The sequence below is a fragment of the Brevibacillus sp. JNUCC-41 genome (genome assembly GCF_014844095.1).
GTDB classification, from domain to species: domain Bacteria; phylum Bacillota; class Bacilli; order Bacillales; family DSM-1321; genus Peribacillus; species Peribacillus aracenensis.
Genome location: NZ_CP062163.1, coordinates 94,423 through 120,901, shown reverse-complemented (window position 1 = coordinate 120,901; position 26,479 = coordinate 94,423). Strand labels below are relative to the sequence as shown.

Genomic DNA, 26,479 nt, shown 5'->3' with positions numbered 1-26,479 from the left:
TGCGGCAGGTTTTTTTTGTAACAGAAAAGCCAGCTTCGATGCGAAGCTGGCTTTTCTTCTCTTTATTTAAAATACCGTGCCAATCCATTATAGATGGCCGATGTGACTTTTTCTTGATATTCATTCGATGTTAACGTCAATTCTTCCACTGGATTACTTAAATAACCTAGTTCAATGAGTGTAGCCACCCGTTTATTTTCACGGATAACATGGAAATCCCCGTAATGTGATCCACGATTGGGCACCTGCATGGTAGAACCGAGTGAATTGGCCAGGGTAGCCGCCAATGCACGCTGATAGTCATGATAGTAGTATGTTGTTATCCCGCTGGTGATCTGGTCCTTGGTGCTATCATAATGGAGGCTGATGAAAGCATCCGCGTTATGTATATGTGAAGTGCTGACCCGGGAAGGGAGTGGAACATAGGTATTTCCGCTTCTGGTCAGGATCACTTTAGCTCCTGCAGCCTGAAGTTTGTCACGCAGCAATTCTGCCGTTCGAGTCGTCAGGTTTTTCTCAAGTGTTCCACCGACGCCAATTGTACCGCTATCCCTGCCGCCATGGCCGGGATCGATCACAATGGTTTTATCCTTTAAGTATTTCTCAACGCCAGGCCGTTGGATCTGCTCGGGATTCCCTTCGATCGTCACGATCCATCCAGCCACATAAGCTGTTTTTCCGCTCTTAAGTTTAATGGAATACCAGTCGCCTTCCATACCCGATGCGGAGAAAGTTTCACCTGCATTTGCCTGCTTTACAATCTCTGAGTTGCCATCAGGCTCGCTTCTAAGGATCGTACCATCATGAATGATGGTAATCTTGTTTCCTTTTACATCAACCTTTTTTTCCTTCCCCGTTTCTTCAGTACTCTCTTTTTCCAGGTACCAACTCACGACCCAGCCCTTTTTTGAACCAGAGAGCTTTATTTGTGTCATATTTCCCTTTGATTGCAGCACGGCGTAAATCTCATCCTTGTTCACCGAACCGATGACCTTGCTTGAGAGAGAGGCTTCTTTCCTGACATTTAAACCCGTAGCGGTCACCCTTGCGGTGGCGCCTGCCGTATCATTTTTCATATCAGCTTTATCTTCGCTTACTTGTATGTAAGATTCAGCTACCCAACCGCGGACTCCTTGGAAATCAATTTCAGCCCATTCATTTTCAACCCCGTAAACGGTCACTGACGTATTTTTATTCAGCTTTCCAAGCGAGGCACTGCTTGTCGATGGTTCCGAACGGACATTGAGCCGATCCACCAAAGTTACACCGGTTTTTACGGATGGATTCGTTTCCTTTTCCTTAGTTGAATCTTTCTTCACTGCATTTCCTGGTGCGGCGGGAAGCTTCAAGTAGTCAGATGAGACCCAGCCTTCGATATCAGCCATTTCGACTTTTATCCAATTTTCATTTTTTTCAATGATGTCAACAGCCGTTCCTTTACTCAAGGACCCAACCGTTTGAAATGTAGTGCCGGGACCTGTGCGGACACGGACGGAGCTGCCTGTTATCACGCCTTGTCCGGATTCTTTTTTGACCTGATTGGTTTCAGACCCCGTTTGTTTCTCCACTAACCAATTGGCAACCCATCCCGTTTTGCCGACGCCGATCCGGATTTCGATCCAGTCGCCATCCTCATTCAGAATGGGATACGATTCCCCTTTTTCCAGTTTTTTTACGATAGGGAAACTGAGGCCAGCACCTTCACGGACATTGACCACTTGGGTCGTTACGATATTTTCCCCTTCATCTTTTCCAAAAGCGTGATTGATGGGGAAAATCGCTGAGAATATCAGCATCAGTGTCAGGCCGAATAAACCCGATTTCTTCTTCATAAACTTGTCTCTCCCTTTAATGTCTATATGTATGTATTCTCGTTCAATGAAAATTTCCCTCTTTCCCTGTGCAAAAAACATTTTTTTTAGGAAAGAATAGAGCTTATATAACTCTAGGAGGGAACCACATGAAATTCAGCGAAAAAGATCAAACGAGCTTAAGCGGAGGCAATCAAGTACTGGGTGTCGATTTTCACGATTTCATTCAAAAGGAACAAAGCGCAAACCTTGTTGAATTGGCATCCGAATTCGGGGTCAATGTCCGGACGATCAAAAATTTGAAAAAACGTATGAACCAATAAAATGCGACAAAATCCTCAGTCTGCCTTGACATTTGATGTTAACGTCCGTATGATTATAAAATATCAGACTTATTACTGCAATAACCAATGATGGAGAAGAGTAATTAAGAAACACATGAAAAGAGAGGAAATGCCGAGGCTGAAAGCATTCCACATGATGACTTAATGAAAGAACCCTCCGTAGGCTTCACTCCGAACGGATTTACTTAATAGGAGATGGACGTAAAACAGGCGTTAACTGTTCTTGAGCGGAGGCACTTTTTTTGTGCTTCAACTAGGGTGGCACCACGGGATATCCAAACTCTCGTCCCTTGTAACGGATAAGTTACAAGGGGCGGGAGTTTTTTGTTTGGAAAAAATCAGTATAGCGCCGTATCAGAAATGGCGTCTTGCTTTAAAGGAGGAAACACACATGTCTATTCAGATACCTAGAGGTACCCAGGATTTATTGCCTGGCCAAACGGAAATTTGGCAGTATATCGAGAACACAGCGCGTGAGATTTGTCACCGTTACCAATATAAAGAAATCCGCACACCGATTTTTGAGCACACGGAATTATTTTTACGTGGTGTAGGGGATACAACCGATATCGTCCAAAAAGAAATGTATTCATTTCAAGATCGCGGTGAAAGGAATTTAACCCTTCGTCCGGAAGGCACTGCATCGGTTGTACGGTCATATATCGAGAACAAAATGTTCGGGTGGGCCAATCAACCGGTCAAGCTTTATTATATCGGGCCGATGTTCCGTTACGAACGTCCGCAAGCAGGCCGGTTCCGCCAGTTCGTTCAATTCGGCATTGAAGCTTTAGGAAGCAAGGATCCCGGAATCGATGCAGAGGTTCTGTCACTTGCGATGAACCTTTACAAGGAACTTGGTTTGAAAAAGCTGAAACTTGTGATCAACAGCCTTGGTGATAAGGAAAGCCGGACAGCGCATCGCAATGCGTTGATCAAACATTTCGAACCACGCATCGGCGAGTTTTGCGGCGATTGTCAAAACCGTCTCGAAAAAAATCCTTTGCGCATCCTGGATTGCAAAAAGGATCACGATCACGAATTGATGAACACGGCTCCTTCCATCATTGAATATTTAAATGATGAATCCCGTATTTATTTCGAAAAGGTGAAACAGCACTTAACCGATTTGGAAATCGAATTCGTCGAAGATCCGACCCTAGTGCGGGGCTTGGATTACTATAATCATACCGCATTTGAAATCATGAGTGATGCAGAAGGCTTTGGCGCCATCACTACCCTTTGCGGAGGCGGCCGTTATAACGGGCTGGCTGAAGAACTTGGCGGACCGGAAACACCAGGAATCGGCTTTGCACTTAGCATTGAACGCCTGATTGCTGCCCTCCAAGCAGAAAGCATCGAGCTTCCGATCAAAAAGGGAATTGACTGCTATCTTGTTTCATTAGGGGAAACAGCCAAGGATTATACCGTCAAACTTGCTCACCAATTGCGGAATGCCGGTTTTACCGTTGAAAAAGACTATCAAGACCGTAAAGTGAAAGCACAATTCAAATCAGCCGACCGCCTTGAAGCAAGATATGTGGCGACACTTGGGGATGATGAATTGGCAAATAATAAAATCAATGTGAAGTTCATGGAAACCGGTGAACAAGTCCAAATGGATCTTGCTACATTCGTTGAACAATTCAAAAAGCTACAGGCTTAAGGGGGAAATACCATGTTTGGCAGAACATACTTCAATGGTGAAGTGACAGAAGCAACTATTGGTGAAAAAGTAACATTAAAAGGATGGGTACAAAAACGTCGGGATTTGGGCGGGGTCATTTTTATCGACCTACGTGACAGAAGCGGAGTTGTCCAAGTCGTTTTCAATCCGGACATCTCGGCAGACGCACTGGCCACAGCCGAAAAGATCCGTAATGAATACGTCCTTGATATCCAAGGAACAGTCATCAAACGTGATGAAGCCAACTTCAATCCGAACGTAACAACAGGGACCGTCGAAGTTCAAGCTGAAAACGTTACAATTTTAAACGAAGCAAAGACCCCTCCATTCATCATTGATGAAAGAACCGATGTATCAGAAGACATCCGCTTGAAATATCGTTATTTGGACCTGCGTCGTCCAGCGATGTTCGAAACTCTGAAAATGCGCAACCAAACAACAAAAGCGATCCGTGATTACTTGGACGGTGAAGGCTTCCTTGATATCGAAACACCTATCTTAACGAAAAGCACACCTGAAGGAGCACGTGATTATTTAGTGCCTAGCCGTGTACACGAAGGTGAGTTCTATGCACTTCCGCAGTCACCGCAAATCTTCAAGCAGCTATTGATGGTATCCGGTTTCGAACGCTATTATCAAATTGCCCGCTGCTTCCGTGATGAAGACTTACGTGCTGACAGACAGCCCGAATTCACGCAAATCGATATTGAAACAAGCTTCATGAGCCAAGAAGATATCATCAACACCGCTGAAAACATGATGGCTAAAGTGATGAAAGACGTAAAAGGATTGGACGTAACACTGCCATTCCCTAGAATGACGTACAATGAAGCGATGAGCCGTTACGGTTCCGACAAACCGGATACACGTTTCGGAATGGAACTTAAAGATGTTTCCGAAATCGTCAAAGACAGTGACTTCAAAGTGTTCACCGGTGCTGTTGCAAACGGAGGACAAGTTAAGGCGATCGTCGTTAAGGACGGAAATGCGGATTATTCCCGTAAAGATATTGATGCATTGGCTGAATTCGCAGCGATTTACGGTGCAAAAGGCCTTGCATGGCTGAAAGTTGAAGAAGACGGCGTAAAAGGGCCAATCGCCAAATTCTTCGCAGAAGATCAAGAGCAATTAGTATCTGCATTGGAAGCTGAAGTGGGCGATTTAATCTTATTCGTCGCAGATAAGAAAGGCATAGTCGCCGATGCACTTGGAGCACTCCGCAACAAGCTTGGAAAAGAAAGAGGCTTGATCGATCAAAGCAAATTCAACTTCCTATGGGTGACGGACTGGCCATTATTTGAATATGACGAAGAAGAAGGACGCTACTATGCAGCACACCATCCATTCACAATGCCATTCCGTGAAGACATGGACAAACTGGAATCAGACCCAGCAAGCGTCCGTGCACAAGCATATGACCTTGTCTTGAACGGCTACGAACTTGGCGGTGGATCACTGCGGATATTCGAACGCGACGTTCAGGAAAAAATGTTCAAAGTACTTGGATTCTCAGAAGAAGAAGCAAACGCACAATTCGGCTTCCTAATGGATGCATTCGAATATGGAACGCCGCCACACGGCGGGATTGCCCTTGGACTGGACCGCATGGTCATGCTGCTTGCAGGCCGCACGAACCTTCGCGACACCATCGCGTTCCCGAAAACAGCAAGCGCAAGCGACCTGCTCGTTGACGCACCAAGTACTGTAAGTGACAAGCAATTGGCCGAACTTAACCTAAGACTTGCTGCACTTAAAAAATAATTCATTTGGAAAAAATATGAAAAAATACCTAGGTGTTTTTTCTTGAAACATTGTTAAGCATTATGATATGATATCTTCAATAAGTAAGAGTCCTGATGTGTTCGTTCTTTAACCTATAAGTTTTGACCGAACACTTATAGTTACCGGGAGCACTAGTTTCCTGGCCGCGTAAAAGCCTCCCTCGAAGAGGACTTACAAACGCGAGGAACCGAGCACCCACCTGCGGAGAGCGGGTTCAAAACAAAGGCGTAAACGGCACAATTGGGACTCTTACACCTTACAAAGCAACTCATGTTAAACAACATGGGTTTTTTTGTGCGCCAAAATAGTTAACTCACGAGTAAAAGGCGAGAATTCACGAGTAAATGGTGCAAACTCACGAGTAAATGGCGTAAACTCACGAGTAAACAGCAATTCACGAGTAAATGGTGCAAATTCACGAGTAAACAGCGTAAACTCACGAGTAAAAGGCGCAAACTCACTGAGTAAACAGCAATTCACGAGTAAATGGTGCAAACTCACGAGTAAACAGCGTAAACTCACGAGTAAATAGTGCAAACTCACGGTAAAACGACTGATTTCATTTCCTAGCAGGAAAAAAGGGCATTTACAAAGAAGCTAAAGGAGAAGGAGTTGATGTATGGATGCTAAAACCGTGTGAAATGCCTATGAAAATGCTCAAACTGGAGGCATTAAGCAGGAGGCTCTCAGCCAATCATCCAAAACAGGAAAGAATCAGGAACGATTTCCAGAAAATCCGTACAGGATATAACGGGGAGCGGAGTATCGGAAAAGAGCTGAAGAATCTTCCGAAAGAATATTGTGTATTTCATGATTTGAGATTAAGCTGCGATGGGAGCCGTTATTTTCAAATGGATTTCCTAATATTCACCCGGAATTACTGTATCATCATCGAAGTGAAAAATTTTGCGGGTACGCTCTATTTTGACCGCACCTATCCCCAATTGATTCGGACAAAAGATGGACAGGAACAGGCATATCTTGATCCGCTAATCCAGGTTGACGTGCAAAAATCCCGATTAAATGATTGGCTTACTTCTAACAATTTCCCCTCGTTGCCGATTGAAACGCTCATTGCCAATGCAAACTCGAATACCATCATCAGGACTACCCCAGGTTTTACCCCCATTTTCAAAAAAATCACGGGAAAAGAAACTCTGTTAACCAAAATTCACACTCTTGAAGAAAAGTATCCTTCTGAGCTATTAACCCAAAGGCAGAGGAATAGACTTTCGAACACGATTCTGCATAAAAACACTCCGCATAATCCTGATATACTCGAATTGTATCAAATTGATGAGCAAGATCTGCTCAAAAGCGTTCAATGTCCTGAATGCTCTGCTCCCCATATGCAATATCACTGGGGCAAATGGTCATGCAGTCAATGTTCTTACGCCGCGAAAGATGCTCACATTCAAACTCTTCGTGATTTTGCTCTCCTCATAAAACCCAATATTACAAATAAACAAGCACGGCTCTTTTTACAAATCGATTCAATTGATATCATGCAACGGATACTATCTGCACTGGAATTGCCTTATTCGGGGCAATTTAAAAATAGAGTGTATAAACTTGATGGATTAATTCACGAGTAAATGGCGGAAATTCACGAGTAAACAGCGTAAATTCACGAGTAAATAGTGCAAACTCACGAGTAAATGACGCGAATTCGCGAGTAAACAGCGTAAATTCACGAGTAAATGAAGCAAATTCACGAGTAAACAGCGTAAACTCACGAGTAAATGACGCGAACTCACGAGTAAAAACCCCAAACTAAAGAAAAAATCCCAAAAACCATCGAATAAACTTAAATTCCCCCATTTAAGTAACATTCCACAATATAGATTCGTAAATTATAGTAAGGTTGAGCGATAGTCAGCCAAGGATAGAAAGTAGTGAGGGCTTTGAAAGATTTATTGTATGCAAAGAGGATGGAAATGCTTCAATTCGTGGAGCGGCTAGTGAATATAGATAGTGGTTCTCATACGAAAAAGGGTATTGATGAAATTGGTTCGATTTTAAAAGCGAAATTTGAAAGTCTGGATTTTATTGTGAATATCGTTGAGCAACAGAATCATGGCAATCAGCTGGTCATCCAGCATCGTGATGCGCATCAACCGCATATTCTGGTCGTCGCCCATATGGATACGGTTTTTCCGGAAGGCACAGTGCAAAAACGTCCTTTTAAAGTGAAAGGAAGTCGGGCATACGGTCCCGGTGTAGCGGATATGAAGTCCAGTTTGGTTGAGCTTTTTTATGCGATCCTTTGCTTGAAAAAGACGGGGCAGACAGGCTATAAGCATATCCAAATCATTCTTAATAGTGATGAGGAGATCGGATCTCCGTCGTCCGCTTCACTCATATCCGAAAAAGCGGCCAATAAGAAGTTCGCGTTAATTCTTGAACCGGCTAGGACGGATGGTTCTCTTGTCACGGCAAGAAGGGGCTGCGGTCAGTTTAAAGTGGATATCGTCGGGGTGGCTGCCCATTCAGGAATCGAACCGGAAAAGGGACGAAGTGCGATCGAAGAATTGGCCCATAAGATCATCGCCTTACACCGATTGAATGATCAACAGAAAGGAATCAGCGTCAATGTTGGCATGATTGAAGGAGGTTCCGCTGTCAATACGATCGCTTCCCATGCGGCTGCTTTTGTGGATGTGCGGATTTCAGAAAAAAAACAGGAAGGCATCATTCTACAGCAACTGAAAAAAATCTGTGCTGAAACCTATATTCCAGGAACGAAAACGACATTAAGCGGGAAAATGGACCGGTCTCCCATGGAAAAGAATGAGAAAACGAACTTGCTTTTAGAGACGATTCGTCAGGCTGGGAAGGAAATCGGCATCGAGATCACGGATACGGCCACGGGTGGAGGTTCGGATGCTTCCATCACGTCTGATTTGGGAATTGCGACAGTGGATGGGCTCGGGCCAATTGGAGGTAATGCACATAGTGAAGAGGAGTATTTGGAAATTCCAAGCCTGACGGAAAGGACTCTCCTATTGGCAACCGTCATTCAAAAATTATCAAAAATGACCTAGTGCACCAATTCCGATTAGACTGCTCATATTTCGCTTGTCATTAATGATGTTTATGATATATTGTTAATTGGGAAGCTAAATAAGAACAGAATTTATTGGAGTTGAATATATATGCTGCATCAGTTTTCACGAAATGAATTGGCAATTGGCAAGGAAGGAATCGATATTCTGAAAAACACGACCGTTGCTGTCCTGGGTGTTGGAGGCGTTGGTTCATTTTCAGCCGAAGCATTAGCACGTACCGGGGTAGGCCGTATTATTCTTGTGGATAAAGACGATGTCGACATCACGAATGTAAACAGGCAGATCCATGCTCTATTATCAACAGTCGGTCAACCGAAAGCGGAATTGATGAAAAATCGCATTCAAGATATCAATCCCGACTGCGAAGTGATCGCTCTTAAAATGTTCTATACAGAAGAGACGTTTGAAGAATTCTTCAGTTATGGCCTGGACTATGTCATTGATGCATCGGATACGGTCATTTATAAGATCCATGTGATGAAGGAATGCCTGAAACGGAATATCAAGGTGATTTCAAGCATGGGGGCCGCTAATAAGATGGACCCGACGCGTTTTCAAATTGCCGATATCTCCAAAACGCATACCGATCCGCTTGCCAAGGTCATTCGTACTAGATTGCGTAAAGAGGGCATAACAAAGGGAATTTCCGTTGTTTTCTCCGACGAGAGCCCTATTGTCATTCGTGAGGATATCCGAAAAGAAGTCGGCAATGATGAGGCAAAAATCCGTAAAGCCCAAATGCCACCGTCTTCGAATGCTTTCGTACCATCCGTTGCGGGTTTAATTGCAGCAAGCTGGGTGATCAATGATATATTGAAAGACATTGAAGTTCGCCGTGTAAATGATTGACAAAAAAAACTGACTCTATAAAGGGTCAGTTTTTTTGTCGAATAGTAGATATTTCTTTTAATAACTTTTTTATCCATATCTTATAGACGGGGTCGAAAGAATGAGATACACTATTTTCAGAATATTGTTTTTATTCAGATATTCTTTTTATTTAAAAGAACACACAAAACAAGGGGGTTTCAAATGAAGAAGAAAAAGCTAGCAGGAGTGTTTCTATCACTTTCATTGGTTGCAGGGGCGCTGGCAGGTTGTAGTGGCGACTCGAAAACTAGCAGTTCAGGCGGGGGGTCATCAAAATCCGGTGACACAATTAAAATTGGGGCCAACCTTGAATTGTCTGGAGGTACGGCATCATTCGGCCAATCGGCTGCAGATGGTTTGAAACTGGCCATCGAAGAGATTAATAAAGAGGGCATAAATGGTAAGAAACTGGAAATCGTTAAGGTTGATAATAAATCAGATGCAGCAGAAGCTACAAGCGGTTCAATCAAATTAGTCAGCCAGGACAAGGTTGTGGCTGTAGTCGGATCTGCGACAAGCACGAATACATTGGCACAGGTTCAAGTCGCACAAGATAATAAAGTTCCTCTACTCACACCAACTGCAACAAATCCCGACATTACCAACAAAGCTGGAAAATTAAATGATTATGTGTTCAGAACTTGCTTTATCGATCCATTCCAAGGTACGGTGGCAGCCAATTTCGCATCTGACGAAATAGGGGCAAAGACGGCCGCGATCTATGTGGATAGCGCAAGTGATTATTCTAAAGGACTGGCCGCGGCTTTTAAAGAAGCGTTCACTGCCAAGGGCGGTAAAATCGTGGCGGAAGAAGCTTATGTAACGAAAGATACTGATTTCCGCTCTACATTGACACGTATCAAATCCGCAAAACCGGAGTTCGTTTTCCTTCCTGGTTATTATGAAGAAGTCGGATTGATTTTAAAACAGGCACGTGAAGACGGCATAGACCTTCCATTCATGGGCGGGGACGGCTGGGATTCCCCGAAGGTCGTTGAAATTGCCGGAGCGGATGCTTTAAAAAATACCTATATCACGAATCACTATTCCCCGGAAGATGAAGATGCCAAAATCCAGGATTTCGTTGCAGCCTTCCAAAAGGAATACGATAAAACACCGGATGCCTTTGCCGCACTTGGCTATGACACTGGGTACTACCTGGCCGATGCCATCAAGAGATCTGGAGATGCTTCTCCCGAAAAAATCAGACAGGCATTGGAAGATGTCAAAGATCTTCAACTAGTTTCCGGAACACTGAACCTTGATGAAAATCATGATCCAATCAAATCGGCGACCATCCTGGAATATGTAGATGGCAAACAAACGTTCAAGACAAAAATCAATCCATAATACCTTACGTGGATAGGGGGCAAGTTCCCCCTATTCTATATTCACTTAAAAAACGCCTTAACGGGGAGAGTGCAATATGGAACTGATTCAGCAATTGGTAAATGGCATTTCACTCGGAAGCATTTATGCTTTGATCGCGCTTGGTTATACGATGGTATATGGAATCGTCAAGCTCATAAACTTCGCCCATGGAGACGTATTCATGGTCGGTTCATTTGTAGGGTTTTACGCCATTACCGTAATGGACTTATCCTTCATCCCGGCTTTATTGATTTCGATGGTCACATGTGCCATCTTTGGCGTTTTAATTGAACGCATTGCTTATAAACCCCTTCGTAATGCAACACGGATTGCGGCCTTGATAACGGCCATCGGTGTTTCCCTTCTTATTGAAAATGGGCTGATTTACATCCGGGGCGCCCAGCCGGAAGCCTATCCAAATAATGTCCTTCCGATGGATAAACTCGATATATTGGGAGTTTCCATCAGCAGTCAATCGATATTGATCTTATCTGTTTCCATCATATTAATGATCATCCTACAATTCGTTGTCCATAAAACCAAAATCGGCAAAGCGATGCGGGCCGTTTCATTCGATTCCGAAGCGGCAAAGCTGATGGGAATCAATGTGAATAATACGATTTCAGCTACGTTCGCCATAGGTTCGGCCCTTGCAGGGGCGGCCGGTGTCATTTTTGGAATCTACTATATTAAAATCGAACCGTTGATGGGTGTCCTTCCTGGCCTTAAAGCATTTGTTGCAGCCGTCTTGGGCGGCATCGGCATCATTCCGGGAGCGATGGTCGGCGGTCTGCTGCTTGGAGTGATCGAAGCTTTGGTCAGTGCAGCCGGTTACTCATTATGGCGCGATGGTGTGGCTTTCGTCGTACTTATCTTGATTTTGATTTTCTTGCCGCAGGGACTGTTCGGTAAAAATAAAAGAGAAAAAGTATAGGGGAGACATGGCGATGACTACTTTAAAGAATTCAAAGGGTTTTTGGCTCTCGATCGTGCTCGCACTTATTTTTTTCGGCATCATGCAGTACACCATTTCAAACGGTATCCTCAATCCATTTTATATCAACACGCTCATGTTCATCGGCATCAATATCATGCTGGCGACAAGCCTTCATTTAATCATTGGAATAACCGGGCAGTTTTCGATCGGGCATGCAGGTTTTTTAGCGGTTGGGGCCTACGCCTCCGCAGTCATGACAATGAAGCTGGAACTTCCTTTCATAATAGCCGTATTGGCTGGGGGCGTCATCGCTGCTGTTGCGGGTATGGTGATCGGGATACCCAGCTTGCGTCTGAAGGGGGATTACCTGGCGATAGCTACGCTTGGATTTGGGGAAATTGTCAGGATCGTCCTTTTGAATATTGACTATGTAGGCGGGGCAAGCGGGATGCAGGTATCCCACCTGACCACTTGGCCATGGGTTTTTGCTTGTGTCATGATCACCGTCTTAGTGATCAGGAATTTCACCAATTCGACTCACGGGCGTGCATGCATATCCGTAAGGGAAGACGAAACGGCAGCTGATGCGATGGGAATCAATACGACCTATTATAAAGTGGCGGCTTTCGTCATCGGAGCTTTTTTTGCCGGAATTGCCGGGTCGCTGTATGCCCATAATTTTTATATTATCCAGCCATCGAATTTCGGTTTCCTGAAATCCTTCGATATACTGATTTTCGTCGTACTTGGGGGTCTTGGAAGTCTTTCAGGCTCTGTGTTGGCCGCAATTCTATTGACGATCGTGACGACATTCCTTCAGGATTATCCGGAAACGAGGATGATCATCTACAGTCTTGTCCTGATCCTGATGATGATTTTCCGCCCGCAGGGTTTAATGGGAACAAGAGAAATCACATCATTGTTCAAACATAAAAAAACGAAAGGGGGCAAAAAGGATGGAAGCCACAATACCGTTGCTTAAAGTAGATTCTGTGGGTATCCGTTTTGGCGGATTGAAAGCGGTGTCCGATGTGAACGTCGAATTATTTCCAGGGGAACTAGTAGGCTTGATCGGACCGAATGGAGCTGGGAAAACGACCTTCTTCAATTTATTGACAGGTGTGTATGTCCCTACAGAAGGGACGATTGCCTTGAACGGGGAAAATCTAAATAAGCAGCCGCCATATAAAATTACCCGGAAAGGGATTTCGAGGACCTTTCAAAATATTCGCCTCTTCAGTGAGTTATCCGTGATCGATAACGTGAAGGTTGCTTACCACTCGCTTGCCAAGCATGGAATTGCAGGCTCCATATTCCGGGTGCCTGGACATTTTTCCGGGGAAAAGGAAATGAATGAAAAGGCGCTGGAATTCTTGAGGATATTCAACCTTGACCATTTTAAGGATGAAAAAGCGAAGAATCTTCCATACGGACAGCAAAGGCGGCTGGAAATTGCCCGTGCTCTTGCCGCCAATCCGAAACTTCTTTTACTGGATGAACCCGCAGCCGGGATGAATCCGCATGAAACGAAAGAATTGATGAACCTCATTGCTTTTATCCGGAAGGAATTCAATCTTACCGTTTTGCTCATCGAACATGATATGTCATTGGTCATGGGGGTATGCGAACGGATTTATGTCCTTGATCATGGACAGCTTATCGCTCACGGAAAGCCGGAAGAAATCCGCAACGATCCAAAGGTTATCGAGGCATATTTAGGGGAGGAGGTTTCCTGATGCTGAAAATAGAGGACATCAATGTTTATTATGGCAATATCCAAGCGTTGAAAGGGGTTTCCATGGAGATAAACGAGGGGGAGATCGTGACTTTGATCGGGGCGAACGGGGCGGGAAAAAGCACGCTGCTCAAAACGATATCCGGCCTGTTAAAACCAAAGCAAGGAAGAGTTCTGTTCGAAGGCAGTCCGATTGGAGGAAAAGCTGCCCAGTCCATCGTGAAAATGGGCATATCCCATGTACCTGAAGGGCGCCGTGTCTTTGCTAACATGACGGTTGCCGAAAACCTGGAGCTTGGGGCCTATTTGCGGAAAGACAAAGAGAACATTCTTAAAGACATGAAAAAGGTCTATGAGTTATTTCCGAGACTGCTGGAGAGAATCAAACAGCAGGCTGGCACGCTTTCAGGCGGAGAACAGCAGATGCTTGCAATGGGCCGGGCTTTAATGGCGAAACCACGTTTATTATTGCTCGATGAACCTTCGATGGGCCTTGCACCGCTTCTGGTGAAGCAAATATTCAACATCATCCAGGAAATCAGTGAGTCCGGCACAACGATCCTTTTGGTCGAGCAAAACGCCAACCTTGCTCTATCCATTGCAGATCGGGCTTATGTCGTTGAAACGGGGCGGATCGTCCTCTCGGGCAATGCCGATGAACTCACTTCAAGTGAAGAAATAAAAATAGCCTATTTAGGAGGACATTGAACCGCCGTTTGGCCGTTTGAGATTGTAGACCAAAGGAGTTGTATTTAAATTTTAGGCTTTGTTAAGCAGTAATTGTCGTTTTTTAGGTAAAATACCGGGAACGTCCGATTTGGACGTTCCCGTTCTTATTCCATTAAAGCCTACTATAATGAAAGCTTTTTTAAAAGCTGCGTTTCTCTGGCCAAGCTCCTTGCATTTTACTAAGGAATACAATTTGCCCAATATGATATGCGTCGTGCATTGCTAGACTCTTCAGTTCAAGCACTAATGGATTATCTCCTGGAATCTGTCTATACAAATCTTCATGTTCTGATTTTTCTAGTATTTTTCCAAGTTCACGATGAACATAAAAGTATTCTTGTTTTGTTTCCTTCCAATTTTCTAACGTCTCAGTTGGTAATCGAAATGTAGAGTCATTATTTTCTGCCTGTGGTTCATTCGCTGTTTCACCAAGAAATCGCATTAGATATCTCTTTTCAAAGAAAAGTAAATGACAAACTAATTCCCAAATGGAATTCATTGCCCCATCAGCTGGTTTCCAAATCGCCTGTTCAAAAGTGATGTCTTCTAGCACTTTTTCAAGTGGTGGAAACCAGTCTTCTTCATCTAAGCAGCTTGCCCATTGCTGCAACAAAAGTGTCTTTACATCCATTTTCTATTCCCTCCAATTCAATCCCTTTGGTCAAAATTCATTTGCGTCGTGTTGTAGATAGCTAACTAATTAATTAAGGTGTCATGCCAATCCCTTGGTCAATTAAACTGGACCTTTAACGGAACAATGAATGTTCCGTTATTTTAAAAATTCTGACAACCTTAGTTTATTATAGACTGTGTTAACTGAGAAAGAACAACTCTCTAAAACCATTTTTGTTATCGTAAACGCCATTTGGCGGTTTTTTTGATTGATATGCATAATATGCATGGGAATGAAAGCAGGGGATATTCATGCATGATTTTATACATCCAGAATAGTATTATTCAATTTTGATATAGGAATTAAGACTAAAAAACAACGAAAAAACTGGGTTTAATTCCCTACCAATATACTTGTATTTTGGTAAAAATGTAATTAATAGGATGAAGAAAATAAGAAAATGAATAAATTTTTTTGAGCAATAATTAAAGAGTTTACAATACCACTATAATTAAATTATCAGTCTTTTCTGATTATATTGCATATTTCGCAATATTTAAAATATATAAAGATAAAAATGATATAGTTCTACCTGTGAAAAATATCCTATTTAGCGAAATCTTCTCACAATTATTGTATAGACGGAATGAAAATTATGCGGTAAACTATTTTTCGAAATATTAATTTAATTTGAAACATTTCATCTAATCAATTTTTTCTGAGGCATCTTGAATAAATATTCATGCATCAGAGCTTGATTACAAAATGGGGGGATTATTTATGAAAAAGAAAAAGTTAGCAGGTGCATTCCTTTCACTTACACTTGCTGCAGGAGTGCTGGCTGGTTGTTCCGGCTCTGGTTCATCAGAAAAAACAAGCGGGGATGGAGATACGATCAAGATCGGTGTCAACCTTGAATTATCTGGCGGCGTAGCCTCATATGGACAATCGATTGCAGAAGGCCTGGAGCTTGCGACTGCAGAAATCAATAAAGAAGGCATTGACGGTAAAAAAATCAAACTTATAAAAGTCGATAATAAATCTGAAGCGTCTGAAGCGACAAGCGGAGCGATCAAGCTGACATCACAAGATAAGGTTGCAGCGATCGTCGGTGCAGCGACAAGCACGAACTCGATTGCCCAAGTGCAGATTGCCCAAGATAATAAAGTGCCGGTCATCTCACCATCTGGTACAAGCCCTGAAATCACTTTCAGCAAGGATAAATTGAACGATTACATTTTCCGGACAAGCTTCATCGATCCGTTCCAAGGGACGGTAGCTGCGAATTTCGCAACTAAAGAAATCAAAGCGAAAAGTGCAGCCATCTATATTGACAGCGCAAGTGATTATTCAAAAGGGTTAGCAGCAGCTTTTAAAGAACAATTCGAAAAAAATGGCGGAAAGATCGTGGCTGAGGAAGCTTACATTGCGAAGGATACTGATTTCCGTTCTACATTGACTCGTTTGAAATCGGCAAAACCTGACTTCATTTTCCTTCCTGGTTACTATGAGGAAGCTGGCCTGATCGTGAAGCAGGCACGCGAAACTGGACTTGACGTTCCATTCATGGGCGGCGACGGCTGGGATTCTCCTAAGCTAGTTGAAATTGCCGGTGCAAAAGCTCTAAATAACACATTCATCACGAACCATTATTCTTCAGGTGACCCTGATGAGAAAATTCAGAATTTTGTGTCAGCGTTCAAAGCGAAGTACAAAGATAAATCCCCGGATGCATTTAACGCTCTAGGATATGACACAGGATACTTCCTTGCAGACGCGATTAAACGTGCTGGTTCAGCGGATTCAGAAAAAATCAAAGAAGCGCTGGAAAAAACGGCGGACCTTGAGCTTGTAACAGGTACATTCACATTGGATGAAAAACATAATCCAATCAAATCTGCTACGATCCTTGAATTTAAAGAGGGAAAACAAATATTCAACACAAAAATCAATCCTTAATTTCGGAGGAAAACTCCATCATTTCGCCGGCCCTTCGTCAATAAGAAGGTGCTGGCGAATTCTCATTTTCAAAGCAAACCAGGTCGCTGAACTTCCCCATTACGGAATGAAAAGAGTCTGGACTAATCATTCATAAAATTAGATTTTCAAGGAGAGTCGAACATGGAATTGATACAACAGTTAATAAACGGGGTTTCACTAGGAAGTATTTATGCCCTTATCGCTCTCGGATATACGATGGTTTACGGGATTGTTAAATTGATAAACTTCGCACATGGCGATGTATTCATGGTCGGCTCATTCGTTGGGTTTTACTCGATAACGGTTCTGGATCTGTCATTCATTCCCGCCTTATTAATCTCGATGACGGTCTGTGCGCTGTTTGGGGTTTTGATCGAGCGTATCGCGTACAAGCCATTGCGTAACGCAACACGGATTGCGGCACTTATCACGGCCATCGGTGTTTCCCTTTTGATCGAATACGGATTCATCTACGTCCGCGGTGCACAGCCGGAAGCTTACCCGAATGATGTATTGCCGACAGAAAAGTTCGATATTTTGGGAGTTTCCATCAATAGTCAATCGGTTTTGATTTTTGGAGTGGCCGTAGTTCTAATGATCATCCTTCAAATCATCGTTCATAAATCAAAAATTGGAAAAGCGATGCGTGCCGTTTCCTTCGACGCGGATGCAGCTAAGCTGATGGGGATAAATGTAAATAATACGATTTCTGCCACCTTTGCAATCGGTTCCGCATTAGCGGGGGCAGCAGGCGTCATTTTCGGTATTTACTATATTAAGATTGAGCCGCTCATGGGTGTGCTTCCGGGATTGAAAGCTTTCGTTGCCGCCGTACTTGGAGGGATCGGGATTATACCGGGCGCGATGGTCGGTGGCTTATTGCTAGGTGTCATCGAAGCTTTGGTCAGTGCCGCCGGTTACTCATTATGGCGTGATGCTGTAGCCTTCGTCGTACTGATTCTTATCTTGATTTTCATGCCACAAGGCTTATTCGGTAAAAACAAAAAAGAAAAAGTATAGGGGAGACAAAGCAATGACTACAATTAAGCGAGCAAAAGGTTTTTGGCTCTCGATTTCACTATCATTGATCTTTTTCGCCGTAGTTCAAGTGTTAATCGGCGGCGGATCGCTAAATCCTTTTTATCAAAATACGCTCATGTTCATCGGGATCAATATCATTCTGGCAGCTAGCCTGCACTTGATCATCGGGATAACCGGGCAGTTCTCCATCGGACATGCCGGATTCCTGGCAGTCGGTGCCTATGCTTCAGCCGTTATGACGATGAAGCTGGAAATGCCGTTTTATGCGGCATTGATAGTCGGAGGTTTGGCGTCAGCGTTGGCCGGCTTGATCATCGGAATTCCAAGCTTACGCTTAAAAGGTGACTACCTGGCGATTGCGACCCTCGGTTTTGGGGAAATCGTCCGGATCATGCTTTTGAATATCGATTATGTCGGCGGGGCGAGCGGCATGCAGGTTTCCCATTTGACCACTTGGCCGTGGGTATTCGCTTCCGTCATCATTACGATCATCGTCATCCGAAACTTTACTAGCTCGACCCACGGCAGGGCCTGCATATCGATCCGCGAGGACGAGACGGCTGCCGATTCGATGGGAATCAACACGACGTATTACAAAGTTGTCGCGTTTGCAATCGGAGCTTTTTTTGCCGGTATTGCTGGAGGGCTTTACGCTCATAACTTCTATATCATTCAGCCATCGAACTTTGGATTCCTGAAATCATTCGATATTTTGATCCTAGTGGTACTTGGCGGTCTTGGAAGCCTTTCCGGTGCCGTATTGGCCGCGATATTACTGACGGTAGTCACGACTTTCCTGCAGGATTATCCGGAAACGCGAATGATCATTTACAGCCTTGTGCTTATCGTGATGATGCTCTATCGTCCACAAGGTTTAATGGGGACAAAAGAAATAACATCCATGTTCAAACGTAAAGGAGGAAGCAGCCATGAAAAAAATAAAAACACCGCTGCTTAAAGTCGATTCAGTTGGCATCCAGTTCGGCGGGCTTAAAGCCGTTTCTGATGTTAACGTCGAGTTATATCCAGGAGAATTAATTGGCTTGATCGGGCCGAACGGCGCTGGAAAAACAACTTTCTTTAATTTGCTGACAGGAGTTTATGTCCCTACAGAGGGCACCATTTCTTTGGAAGGTGAGAACTTAAGAAAACTGCCTCCATATAAAATCACGCAAAAAGGGATCAGCCGGACATTCCAGAACATTCGCTTATTCAGTGAACTATCCGTGATCGATAATGTTAAAGTGGCCTATCATTCGCTTTCGAAGCATGGCATTTTAAGTTCGATTTTCCGCATGCCGATCCATTTTAAAGGCGAAAAAGAAATGGATGAAAAGGCGATTGAGTTCCTGAAGATATTCAACCTTGATCAATATAAGGATGAAAAGGCGAAGAACCTGCCATATGGTAAACAAAGACGTTTGGAAATCGCCCGCGCACTTGCAGCCAACCCGAAACTGCTTTTACTGGATGAACCGGCTGCGGGGATGAATCCCCAGGAAACGCACGAACTCATGAACCTGATTGCCCTCATTCGTGAGAAATTTGATTTGACCGTATTATTGATAGAACATGATATGCCGCTCGTCATGGGTGTTTGCGAACGCATATACGTACTCGATCACGGACAACTGATCGCTCAAGGAAAGCCAGAGGAAATCCGTAACAATCCAAAAGTCATCGAGGCCTATCTGGGCGAGGAGGTTTCATAATGTTAAAAATCGAGGACATCAACGTCTATTACGGAAACATTCAAGCCTTGAAAGGAGTCTCGCTTTCTATTAACGAAGGTGAAATCGTGACTCTTATCGGGGCGAACGGAGCCGGGAAAAGCACGATGCTGAAAAGCATTTCCGGCCTATTAAAACCAAAACAAGGGAAGATCATTTACGAAGGGCAATCCATCGGCGGAAAGGCAGCACAATCCATCGTGAAAATGGGCATCTCCCATGTCCCTGAAGGCAGGCGAGTCTTCGCTAACATGTCGGTTGAAGAAAACCTTCAGCTTGGTGCGTATTTACGTAAAGATAAGGCAGGCATCAAGCAGGATATGGAGAAAGTCTATGAATTATTCCCGCGTTTGCTAGAGCGCCTGAAACAGCAATCCGGAACCCTTTCCGGCGGGGAACAGCAAATGCTCGCAATGGGCAGGGCCCTCATGGCCAAGCCCCGGCTCCTGTTATTGGACGAGCCATCGATGGGACTTGCACCATTATTGGTGAAGCAAATCTTTAACATCATCGAAGAAATCAACAAAACAGGTACAACGATCCTGCTGGTCGAACAAAATGCCAACTTAGCACTATCCATCGCGGACAGAGCCTATGTAGTAGAAACCGGCCGAATCGTCCTATCAGGCAAATCAGAGGAACTGACCGCAAGCGAAGAAATCAAGAATGCCTATTTAGGCGGACATTAAACCGTGTTATAGCGGTTCCGAACTGCAGACAAACTCGATGAAAAGCGAGTTTGCCTGCAGTTTTTTGTTTGGAGAAAGCGACCGTTGATTTCCACTCCAGGCACTCGCTTTCCGCGGGCGGTCCGGGAGCCTCCTCAACGCTTCGCGCCTGCGGGGTCTCCCCTGGACTCGCATTTCCCGCAGGAGTCTCGTGCCTTCCGTTCCAATCAACTTTGTTTAAGAATAGATAGAACCTATTTTTACGGAAAATGTTCCAGCTATTTCTAGAAATCTCCGTTTCACCCGACTGTCTGCCATGCCTCCTGGCGCAAGCGCCTCCGGGGTCTCGGCTAGCCAGTAATTCGGCAGGAGTGTCGCAAATTTCTTCCATCCAATAAGGATTACAGTAAAAAAACATGAAGAATAATTTAGTCTAGTTTCAAAATCATGGTTTAGGATTAGACTAATCATCGGAACTCCTAGACAGACTGGAGATATATTCGAGGAAAAACGAGTTTGCTTGCAAGTTTTTTTTAAAACGCTCTGTTAAAGGATCTTGTTGATTTTCGAACTAAAGGGCAAGTTACTTAAAAAAACTTTTCCAAATTACACCAAAAATAAACCTATAAATGGTAAAATTGAAATTCATTTATCCATTGAGGAGGAGTTAGGTTGAAGAAAGTTTTCACTGTATTATTTATAATGATGGTTTTAACAGCTTGTTCATTTACCAACAGTAAGGAAACACAATCAGAAACGAGGACCGAACATAATTATCAATTTATAGGAAATAGCGAACATTGGGAAGCTGAATATTCTTATGAAGCAACCGAAATATGGAGGGAAAATGAACGCAAACAAACAGGTCATTCTAGTAAAGATAGCTATGAACTTGTATTAAAATACAAAGGATCTTTAGAAGAGTTATCTTCCATGAAAAACCTCGAATACAGTTTTGAAACAACCAGTCAAAGCGCAAGTACAAAAGAACAATTCCCTGAACCACCTCGCGAAAAGGTATTTAGAACGGGTGGAGGTTCAGAAGGTGGAACAATAATAGGTGAAGGCGAAGTTATAAAGGTAAATGTAAAATGGGATGATTCTGAAGAGTCATTTGAACTGCACAATAAGGATAAGTAATTTAGTTGAACTTTAGAAGGCCACTTTTGGGTGGTCTTTTTTATTTGTTCAAAAATCAACACCATTCTTTTACAAAGCCTTTAAAAAAAGGTTCCAGTAGATTTCAGAAATCGCTCCCTTTCCGCCTACCTCCTGCCAAGCCTCCTCGGCGCAAGCGCCTCCGAGGTTTCGGCTAGCCAGTAATTCGGCAGGAGTGTCGCAAATTTCTTTCATCCAACAAGGATTACAGTAAGAAAACATGAAGAATAATCTAGTCTTGTTTAAAATCATTGTTTAGGATTGGACTATTCTAAACTCCCAGACTTACTGGAGATATATTCGAGGAAAAACGAGTTTGCTTGCAGTTTTTTTAAAAAAAAGGTTCCAGTAGATTTCAGAAATCCGCTCCCTTTCCGCCGACTGTCTGCCAAGCCTCCTCGGCGCAAGCGCCTCCGGGGTCTCGGCTAGCCAGTAATTCGGCAGGAGTGTCGCAAATTTCTTCCATCCAATAAGGAATACGGAAAAAAACATGAAGAATAATGTAGTCTTGTTTGAAAATCATGGTTTAGAATTAGAATATTCCGAACTACCTTTATTTTTTTATCTGAATTTTTCAAACGAAGTTGTTGGGAACGGAAGGGACGAGACTCCTGCGGGAAAAGTGATTCCAGGGGAACCCCACAGGAAGCGCCGAGGGGCTCCCGGACGCCCGCGGAAAGTGAGTGCCTGGAGTGGAAATCAAAGTGCAAATTTTAAAGTAATCAATTATTATCAAGTTTGTCTACAGTCAACCCCTTTGTTTTAAAATTAGATAGAACCCCATTTTGTCGACAAACTGAAACCGCTTTATAGCGGTTTTTTGTTTTTTAAATAAGCTATTTTAACTAGATAAAAAGGTTAGTAAATCCAAATCAGACGGTATACAATCTAGTTAGGAATAAATAGTAGAATTGGTTCATGATATAACCTCATCGATAGCTATTCTTAATCATATTTTTGGAGTGATTGTATGCGCAAACTTATTCAGGTTTTACTGTCGGCATTATTACTGTTTATGATTCTGCCAATCTACCAGCCAGATTCTGCTTCTGCAGAAGAGATCCCGCAATCTGATGGTGTCATCGTCAAATATAAAGAGACGAACGATGAGCCGATCAACGAGTTGATCGAAAAGGTGGAGGTTCCTAAAGGGGAAACGACAGACAACGTGATCGAGGAACTTGAAGAACAGAAGAATGTGGAATATGCAGAACCAAACTACATTTTCAAGAAAATGGAAAGTCCGAACGATCCAGCTTACATAGACCAATGGCATCATAAAAAGCTTGGTACGAGTGCAGCGTGGACCAAAACCATGGGGTCGAAGGAATTGATCGTGGCCATCATTGACGACGGCATGGATCGCAATCACGAAGATTTAAAAGGGAAGATCGTCAATGCCTATGATACGATAAAAAATCGGAAGCATATCGTACCAAAAGGGGCGCATGGAACGCATATCGCAGGTATCATTGCCGGTTCTGCGTACAACGGCATAGGCGGAACGGGTGTTGCTCCGAATGTTAAACTAATGCCGATCAACGTTTTTGATGGAGAGTATGCCAATACAGCTGATATCATTGAGGCGATACATTATGCCGTTCAGCAAAAGGCTAACATCATCAATATGAGTTTAGGAGACACCAGTTATTCGGAGGCCTTTAATAAGGCCGTCCAGGAAGCCTATAAAAAAGGCGTACTGATCGTCGCGGCTGCCGGGAATGAAGGGGATATGGGGAAAAATGTGCAGCGTGTGTACCCAGCCGCATTCAGCCACGTCATTTCCGTCGCTGCCACTGACTCAAGGGACAGGCGTCCCAGTTATTCCAACTACCATTCAACAGTCGATATCGCGGCCCCTGGAGATGATATCCTTTCAACCTTGCCTTATGGTAGATACGGCTGGATGAGCGGAACATCGATGGCCACGCCGATGGTGGCAGGTGTAGCGGCACTGATTTGGTCCAATGATCCTAAACTTAACAAAACGGAGGTCGAATACCGCCTCTATGATTCAGCTGTTGACCTAGGTGCAAAAGGGAAAGACATATACTATGGAAACGGGCGGGTCAATGCCAAAAAAGCACTCGAGATGAAGACGCTGACCAAACCGGCCGTGACCGCGATATCCGATAAGGACACGAAGATCAACGGGAAAATCCCGACTGATTTTAAAACGGGGACCGTCTCCATTTATACCGCTAACAAACAACTCGCCACAGTGAAAATCAATGGCGAAAAAACCTTTACGGCGACTATTGCAAAACAAACAGCCGGCACGACCATCTCTACGAGGCTAATCGATCAATCGGGAAATAAAAGTATACCCGTTTCATTTAAAGTGACAGATAAAACGGCTCCTGCAAGACCGTCCGTAAATACGGTAGGTGACAATACCGTCAAAGTAACCGGTAAAGCGGAGGCGGGCTCTTCCGTCACCGTCAAAACCGGCAAAACGGTTCTAGGCAAAGCAAATTCCAACAGCGCAGGGAATTTCACCGTTACGATGTCAAAAAAACAAAAAGCCGGAAAAGTCCTATCCGTAACAGCAACCGATAAAGCAGGAAATGTTAGCTCGATCAAAACCGTGACCGTCGCAGACAAAACAGCACCAAGTAAACCGACGGTCAACACAGTAACGACAAAAACGACAAAAGTAACAGGTAAAGCAGAAGCCAACTCCACGGTATCCATCAAAGCATCAAGAAAAGTGATTGGCTCTGCCACAGCAACTTCCAAAGGCACATTCTCGGTTAAAATCCCCAAACAAAAAGCCGGGCAGAACCTTTATACCTATGCCAAAGACAAAGCGAAAAACGTAAGCGAATCAAGAAAAGTAACCGTTAAAAAGTGATAAAAAACAGGAAAAGCCCCCAATACTCAAATTGGGGGCTGCTCTTATTTCAATCTCTATTTCCGTACATCAATTCCGTGCTTCGGCTGTAAAGTTCAATGATATTGCCGAAAAGATCTTCACAATATATTAAATAATAGGGCTTATTCTCCCAAGTATTCCATATATCGCTTCGCCTTCTTCCGCCAGAAGCAGCAATAACATCAGCCAGCCTTTCAATATCATCCGCTATCAAGCAAATATGAAAAAAGCCCTCATGACCGCGACTCTCACCTTTAGGCATCCTCGGCTCCTCAAACTCAAAAAGCTCAATCCCCACTCCATTATCCGCCATCAAATGTGCATTACGCATCTTTTTAACATCATCACCAAGAAGGTCATTCGTCATATTATGTTCGTCCTCCGCACTTGCATCAAACGAATAGGGACCAGCCAATAATCTAAAACCCAACACCTGCTCATACCACTTAATCGCAGCATCCAAATCAGGTACAGCCAGTCCAATATGAGTAATTGCCGTCATATGTATCCCCCCTGATAATAAAATACCATTTTAAGTTGTGGGGCAAACAGCATGTTTTTTGACAAAAAAAAGAAGCAATAGCCAATGGTATAAATAAATGATTTTAATGAGGGTGATGTTGCAGGAACAAGCGGATGGTAATAGTCATAGATCGGGAAGTTTGGCTTTGCAGACCAACAGATTTAACAAAAAAATACAAATAAGGTGCTGTGATTACGTATCACCCCAGCTTTTTTTAAACTTTTTATTAGCATACAATTTCCAAACGACTTATGCTTGTATTATTGATTGTAACCAGTCTAAAAAGTCAGCCTTCAAAACCCTCTTGGCCCGTTTTAAACGAATTAAAGGAAAATTGGGACGTCCCATGTATTCTTCTTCAGCAGTTTTTTCACGAACATTTAAATAATTTGCCAAATTCTTTACAGTTAATATAGTTGTGATATCTCATCCATAGCAAAAGCCCTTCTCTAAATGGAGAGGGGCTTTATTATTGATTGTATAAATTAAAAATTCTTTTGTAGCAAATGCTACTCAGTAAAATATAATATGTCTGAAATTTGTCTTTCTTCTCCATCTGAAGGGTGATTTAAAATGTTATCCAAGTAATATAAGGTAGTGCTGCCACCTCCATCTAGATTGTAAGCCCACGTTACCCCTTTGGATTGAAATACCTTTACAAGCTCTGCAAACGTCATGCCATTGGATTCAGGCGAACGACCATCCACCGTTATAATGATATATTCATATGGTTTCCTTTGTCCTATCGCAGTTCTTGGCGCACGGACTGTTGTAAACCAATCTTGGTTCTTAAAAGAAGGAACCTTTCCATTAATCAATAACTCCGGCCCAAAATCAAAGATATGTAATGCTCCTTGTTCAAGCATGTCTTCTGTCGTTCTTCTTCCATCACCAATAAAGAGTGTGCCATTTTTTCTGATTTCTAGTGGTGCAAAACCCGTTCTGAATACTTTTCCATCTCGAATGACAGCGCTCCTGGATTTAAACTGAATACCTCCGCCATTAACTGCAAACACAGCTTTGCTTTTTTTTGCTATTTCGGATGTTTCCTCTTTTTTACTACTAAAACTACCGCCTGCAAATTCAGATTTAACTTGTGATACATTCTTTACTTTTATGGTTGAAACCCAATATTTCAGTTCTGATTTAATAACAGGTTGGATTTGTATGTTTAAAGTATTTGAATGATATTCATAAAATCCATTCGAATTTAAATGTAACTCATTGGCCAAATCAGAGTTTTCCTGTTTGACGTTTCTTTCAGTATCAGGCTGAATGTCCTTGTCCGTTGTTTCACATCCATATAATAAAAATGAAAAAAATAAGATTACAATAATCTTCCTCATAGTCGCCATAATCCCCTCGCTGCTTTGTTTCTTTAGTGTGCCGAACAATTCGGCTAAATAAGGGAAAGTTACCCTACGGATACTTTAGACGAACTAGCACTTTTTCTCAAGGGTAAAAGTTTTTTAAAATAATAATTACATTGAAGTGTTTAACTATTTATAATATCATAGGTATATTGTCTTTTTTTTAAAATATAGGGTGTGACTAAGGTAC

General features: G+C 43.1%; 24 protein-coding genes, 1 other RNA gene and 1 other annotated feature. Of the genes, 20 read left to right on the top strand and 5 right to left on the bottom strand.

The window, feature by feature from the left end; genetic code table 11:
- Nucleotides 1-62: 62 nt before the first annotated feature.
- The gene (locus JNUCC41_RS00610) at nt 63-1,832 is read right to left on the bottom strand and encodes an N-acetylmuramoyl-L-alanine amidase family protein (protein WP_192205928.1); all 1,770 of its coding nucleotides are present in this window, start codon (nt 1,830-1,832) and stop codon (nt 63-65) included.
- 128 nt (nt 1,833-1,960) lie between these two features.
- Here JNUCC41_RS00610 and JNUCC41_RS00605 point away from each other — a divergent pair, with 128 nt between their 5' ends.
- From JNUCC41_RS00605 to ssrS, 4 genes are all read left to right on the top strand, one after another.
- Nucleotides 1,961-2,134, top strand: a complete 174-nt coding sequence (locus JNUCC41_RS00605) for a hypothetical protein (protein WP_048683752.1) — start codon at nt 1,961-1,963, stop codon at nt 2,132-2,134.
- A gap of 78 nt (nt 2,135-2,212) precedes the next feature.
- Nucleotides 2,213-2,449, top strand: a binding site (T-box leader).
- A gap of 97 nt (nt 2,450-2,546) precedes the next feature.
- On the top strand, nt 2,547-3,818 hold the full coding sequence (gene hisS, locus JNUCC41_RS00600) for a histidine--tRNA ligase (protein WP_192205927.1): 1,272 nt from the start codon (nt 2,547-2,549) through the stop codon (nt 3,816-3,818).
- 12 nt (nt 3,819-3,830) lie between these two features.
- Nucleotides 3,831-5,600, top strand: a complete 1,770-nt coding sequence (aspS, locus tag JNUCC41_RS00595; protein WP_192205926.1) for an aspartate--tRNA ligase — start codon at nt 3,831-3,833, stop codon at nt 5,598-5,600.
- Nucleotides 5,601-5,686: 86 nt separating this feature from the next.
- Nucleotides 5,687-5,872, top strand: a non-coding RNA gene (gene ssrS, locus JNUCC41_RS00590) — 6S RNA.
- A 22-nt stretch (nt 5,873-5,894) separates the two neighbouring features.
- On the opposite strand, the gene JNUCC41_RS00585 is transcribed toward ssrS, so the two are convergent.
- Nucleotides 5,895-6,164, bottom strand: coding sequence for a hypothetical protein (locus JNUCC41_RS00585; RefSeq protein WP_192205925.1), 270 nt, complete (start codon nt 6,162-6,164; stop codon nt 5,895-5,897).
- Between the two features lie 80 nt (nt 6,165-6,244).
- Here JNUCC41_RS00585 and JNUCC41_RS00580 point away from each other — a divergent pair, with 80 nt between their 5' ends.
- The 9 genes from JNUCC41_RS00580 (at nt 6,245) to JNUCC41_RS00540 (ending at nt 14,310) form a co-directional block, all read left to right on the top strand.
- Nucleotides 6,245-7,216: an NERD domain-containing protein gene (locus JNUCC41_RS00580; protein ID WP_192205924.1), complete on the top strand. Its 972-nt coding sequence runs from the start codon at nt 6,245-6,247 to the stop codon at nt 7,214-7,216.
- Nucleotides 7,201-7,398: an alanine-zipper protein gene (locus tag JNUCC41_RS27205; RefSeq protein WP_192207987.1), complete on the top strand. Its 198-nt coding sequence runs from the start codon at nt 7,201-7,203 to the stop codon at nt 7,396-7,398. The genes JNUCC41_RS00580 and JNUCC41_RS27205 overlap by 16 nt, the downstream gene beginning before the upstream one ends.
- A gap of 118 nt (nt 7,399-7,516) precedes the next feature.
- Nucleotides 7,517-8,665 (top strand): M20 family metallopeptidase, encoded by a 1,149-nt coding sequence (locus JNUCC41_RS00570; protein ID WP_353618312.1) that lies wholly within the window; start codon nt 7,517-7,519, stop codon nt 8,663-8,665.
- 111 nt (nt 8,666-8,776) lie between these two features.
- A complete protein-coding gene (locus tag JNUCC41_RS00565; RefSeq protein ID WP_192205923.1) occupies nt 8,777-9,538 on the top strand; it encodes a tRNA threonylcarbamoyladenosine dehydratase in 762 nt (253 codons plus the stop codon).
- A gap of 183 nt (nt 9,539-9,721) precedes the next feature.
- Nucleotides 9,722-10,909 (top strand): ABC transporter substrate-binding protein, encoded by a 1,188-nt coding sequence (locus JNUCC41_RS00560; protein ID WP_192205922.1) that lies wholly within the window; start codon nt 9,722-9,724, stop codon nt 10,907-10,909.
- Between the two features lie 76 nt (nt 10,910-10,985).
- Nucleotides 10,986-11,864, top strand: a complete 879-nt coding sequence (locus JNUCC41_RS00555) for a branched-chain amino acid ABC transporter permease (RefSeq protein WP_098369668.1) — start codon at nt 10,986-10,988, stop codon at nt 11,862-11,864.
- Nucleotides 11,865-11,877: 13 nt separating this feature from the next.
- Nucleotides 11,878-12,849, top strand: a complete 972-nt coding sequence (locus JNUCC41_RS00550) for a branched-chain amino acid ABC transporter permease (protein WP_192205921.1) — start codon at nt 11,878-11,880, stop codon at nt 12,847-12,849.
- Nucleotides 12,824-13,603 carry an ABC transporter ATP-binding protein gene (locus JNUCC41_RS00545; RefSeq protein ID WP_192205920.1) on the top strand — a complete coding sequence of 260 codons (780 nt, stop codon included), beginning with the start codon at nt 12,824-12,826 and terminating at the stop codon, nt 13,601-13,603. Before JNUCC41_RS00550 ends, JNUCC41_RS00545 begins: the two co-directional genes overlap by 26 nt.
- Nucleotides 13,603-14,310 (top strand): ABC transporter ATP-binding protein, encoded by a 708-nt coding sequence (locus JNUCC41_RS00540; protein WP_192205919.1) that lies wholly within the window; start codon nt 13,603-13,605, stop codon nt 14,308-14,310. The genes JNUCC41_RS00545 and JNUCC41_RS00540 overlap by 1 nt, the downstream gene beginning before the upstream one ends.
- Nucleotides 14,311-14,470: 160 nt before the next feature.
- On the opposite strand, the gene JNUCC41_RS00535 is transcribed toward JNUCC41_RS00540, so the two are convergent.
- Nucleotides 14,471-14,962 (bottom strand): DinB family protein, encoded by a 492-nt coding sequence (locus tag JNUCC41_RS00535; RefSeq protein ID WP_192205918.1) that lies wholly within the window; start codon nt 14,960-14,962, stop codon nt 14,471-14,473.
- Between the two features lie 762 nt (nt 14,963-15,724).
- Between JNUCC41_RS00535 and JNUCC41_RS00530 the strand changes: the two genes are divergently transcribed.
- The 7 genes from JNUCC41_RS00530 to JNUCC41_RS00500 all read left to right on the top strand — a co-directional run bounded on the left by JNUCC41_RS00530 (nt 15,725) and on the right by JNUCC41_RS00500 (nt 24,375).
- Nucleotides 15,725-16,903 (top strand): ABC transporter substrate-binding protein, encoded by a 1,179-nt coding sequence (locus JNUCC41_RS00530; RefSeq protein WP_192205916.1) that lies wholly within the window; start codon nt 15,725-15,727, stop codon nt 16,901-16,903.
- Between the two features lie 162 nt (nt 16,904-17,065).
- Nucleotides 17,066-17,944 carry a branched-chain amino acid ABC transporter permease gene (locus JNUCC41_RS00525; protein ID WP_192205914.1) on the top strand — a complete coding sequence of 293 codons (879 nt, stop codon included), beginning with the start codon at nt 17,066-17,068 and terminating at the stop codon, nt 17,942-17,944.
- A gap of 13 nt (nt 17,945-17,957) precedes the next feature.
- Complete coding sequence (locus JNUCC41_RS00520; protein WP_192205912.1) at nt 17,958-18,923, top strand: branched-chain amino acid ABC transporter permease; 966 nt, start codon at nt 17,958-17,960, stop codon at nt 18,921-18,923.
- Nucleotides 18,895-19,677, top strand: coding sequence for an ABC transporter ATP-binding protein (locus JNUCC41_RS00515; RefSeq protein WP_034308746.1), 783 nt, complete (start codon nt 18,895-18,897; stop codon nt 19,675-19,677). Before JNUCC41_RS00520 ends, JNUCC41_RS00515 begins: the two co-directional genes overlap by 29 nt.
- Entirely contained in the window at nt 19,677-20,384 is a 708-nt protein-coding gene (locus JNUCC41_RS00510) for an ABC transporter ATP-binding protein (RefSeq protein ID WP_192205910.1), read from the top strand. Before JNUCC41_RS00515 ends, JNUCC41_RS00510 begins: the two co-directional genes overlap by 1 nt.
- Before the next feature lie 651 nt (nt 20,385-21,035).
- Nucleotides 21,036-21,503 (top strand): hypothetical protein, encoded by a 468-nt coding sequence (locus tag JNUCC41_RS00505; protein ID WP_192205908.1) that lies wholly within the window; start codon nt 21,036-21,038, stop codon nt 21,501-21,503.
- A gap of 988 nt (nt 21,504-22,491) precedes the next feature.
- The gene (locus JNUCC41_RS00500; protein WP_192205906.1) at nt 22,492-24,375 is read left to right on the top strand and encodes a S8 family serine peptidase; all 1,884 of its coding nucleotides are present in this window, start codon (nt 22,492-22,494) and stop codon (nt 24,373-24,375) included.
- Nucleotides 24,376-24,424: 49 nt separating this feature from the next.
- On the opposite strand, the gene JNUCC41_RS00495 is transcribed toward JNUCC41_RS00500, so the two are convergent.
- Both JNUCC41_RS00495 and JNUCC41_RS00490 read right to left on the bottom strand, forming a co-directional pair.
- Entirely contained in the window at nt 24,425-24,898 is a 474-nt protein-coding gene (locus JNUCC41_RS00495; protein ID WP_192205904.1) for a VOC family protein, read from the bottom strand.
- Between the two features lie 530 nt (nt 24,899-25,428).
- The gene (locus tag JNUCC41_RS00490) at nt 25,429-26,151 is read right to left on the bottom strand and encodes a phosphodiester glycosidase family protein (protein ID WP_192205902.1); all 723 of its coding nucleotides are present in this window, start codon (nt 26,149-26,151) and stop codon (nt 25,429-25,431) included.
- Nucleotides 26,152-26,479 lie beyond the last annotated feature (328 nt).

Coding starts and splice junctions, on each gene's coding strand:
- JNUCC41_RS00610 (WP_192205928.1), bottom strand. CDS start 1,832: ATGAAGAAGAAATCGGGTTTATTCGGCCTGACACTGATGCTGATATTC.
- JNUCC41_RS00605 (WP_048683752.1), top strand. CDS start 1,961: ATGAAATTCAGCGAAAAAGATCAAACGAGCTTAAGCGGAGGCAATCAA.
- hisS (WP_192205927.1), top strand. CDS start 2,547: ATGTCTATTCAGATACCTAGAGGTACCCAGGATTTATTGCCTGGCCAA.
- aspS (WP_192205926.1), top strand. CDS start 3,831: ATGTTTGGCAGAACATACTTCAATGGTGAAGTGACAGAAGCAACTATT.
- JNUCC41_RS00580 (WP_192205924.1), top strand. CDS start 6,245: ATGCTAAAACCGTGTGAAATGCCTATGAAAATGCTCAAACTGGAGGCA.
- JNUCC41_RS00565 (WP_192205923.1), top strand. CDS start 8,777: ATGCTGCATCAGTTTTCACGAAATGAATTGGCAATTGGCAAGGAAGGA.
- JNUCC41_RS00560 (WP_192205922.1), top strand. CDS start 9,722: ATGAAGAAGAAAAAGCTAGCAGGAGTGTTTCTATCACTTTCATTGGTT.
- JNUCC41_RS00555 (WP_098369668.1), top strand. CDS start 10,986: ATGGAACTGATTCAGCAATTGGTAAATGGCATTTCACTCGGAAGCATT.
- JNUCC41_RS00550 (WP_192205921.1), top strand. CDS start 11,878: ATGACTACTTTAAAGAATTCAAAGGGTTTTTGGCTCTCGATCGTGCTC.
- JNUCC41_RS00545 (WP_192205920.1), top strand. CDS start 12,824: ATGGAAGCCACAATACCGTTGCTTAAAGTAGATTCTGTGGGTATCCGT.
- JNUCC41_RS00540 (WP_192205919.1), top strand. CDS start 13,603: ATGCTGAAAATAGAGGACATCAATGTTTATTATGGCAATATCCAAGCG.
- JNUCC41_RS00535 (WP_192205918.1), bottom strand. CDS start 14,962: ATGGATGTAAAGACACTTTTGTTGCAGCAATGGGCAAGCTGCTTAGAT.
- JNUCC41_RS00530 (WP_192205916.1), top strand. CDS start 15,725: ATGAAAAAGAAAAAGTTAGCAGGTGCATTCCTTTCACTTACACTTGCT.
- JNUCC41_RS00525 (WP_192205914.1), top strand. CDS start 17,066: ATGGAATTGATACAACAGTTAATAAACGGGGTTTCACTAGGAAGTATT.
- JNUCC41_RS00520 (WP_192205912.1), top strand. CDS start 17,958: ATGACTACAATTAAGCGAGCAAAAGGTTTTTGGCTCTCGATTTCACTA.
- JNUCC41_RS00515 (WP_034308746.1), top strand. CDS start 18,895: ATGAAAAAAATAAAAACACCGCTGCTTAAAGTCGATTCAGTTGGCATC.
- JNUCC41_RS00510 (WP_192205910.1), top strand. CDS start 19,677: ATGTTAAAAATCGAGGACATCAACGTCTATTACGGAAACATTCAAGCC.
- JNUCC41_RS00500 (WP_192205906.1), top strand. CDS start 22,492: ATGCGCAAACTTATTCAGGTTTTACTGTCGGCATTATTACTGTTTATG.
- JNUCC41_RS00495 (WP_192205904.1), bottom strand. CDS start 24,898: ATGACGGCAATTACTCATATTGGACTGGCTGTACCTGATTTGGATGCT.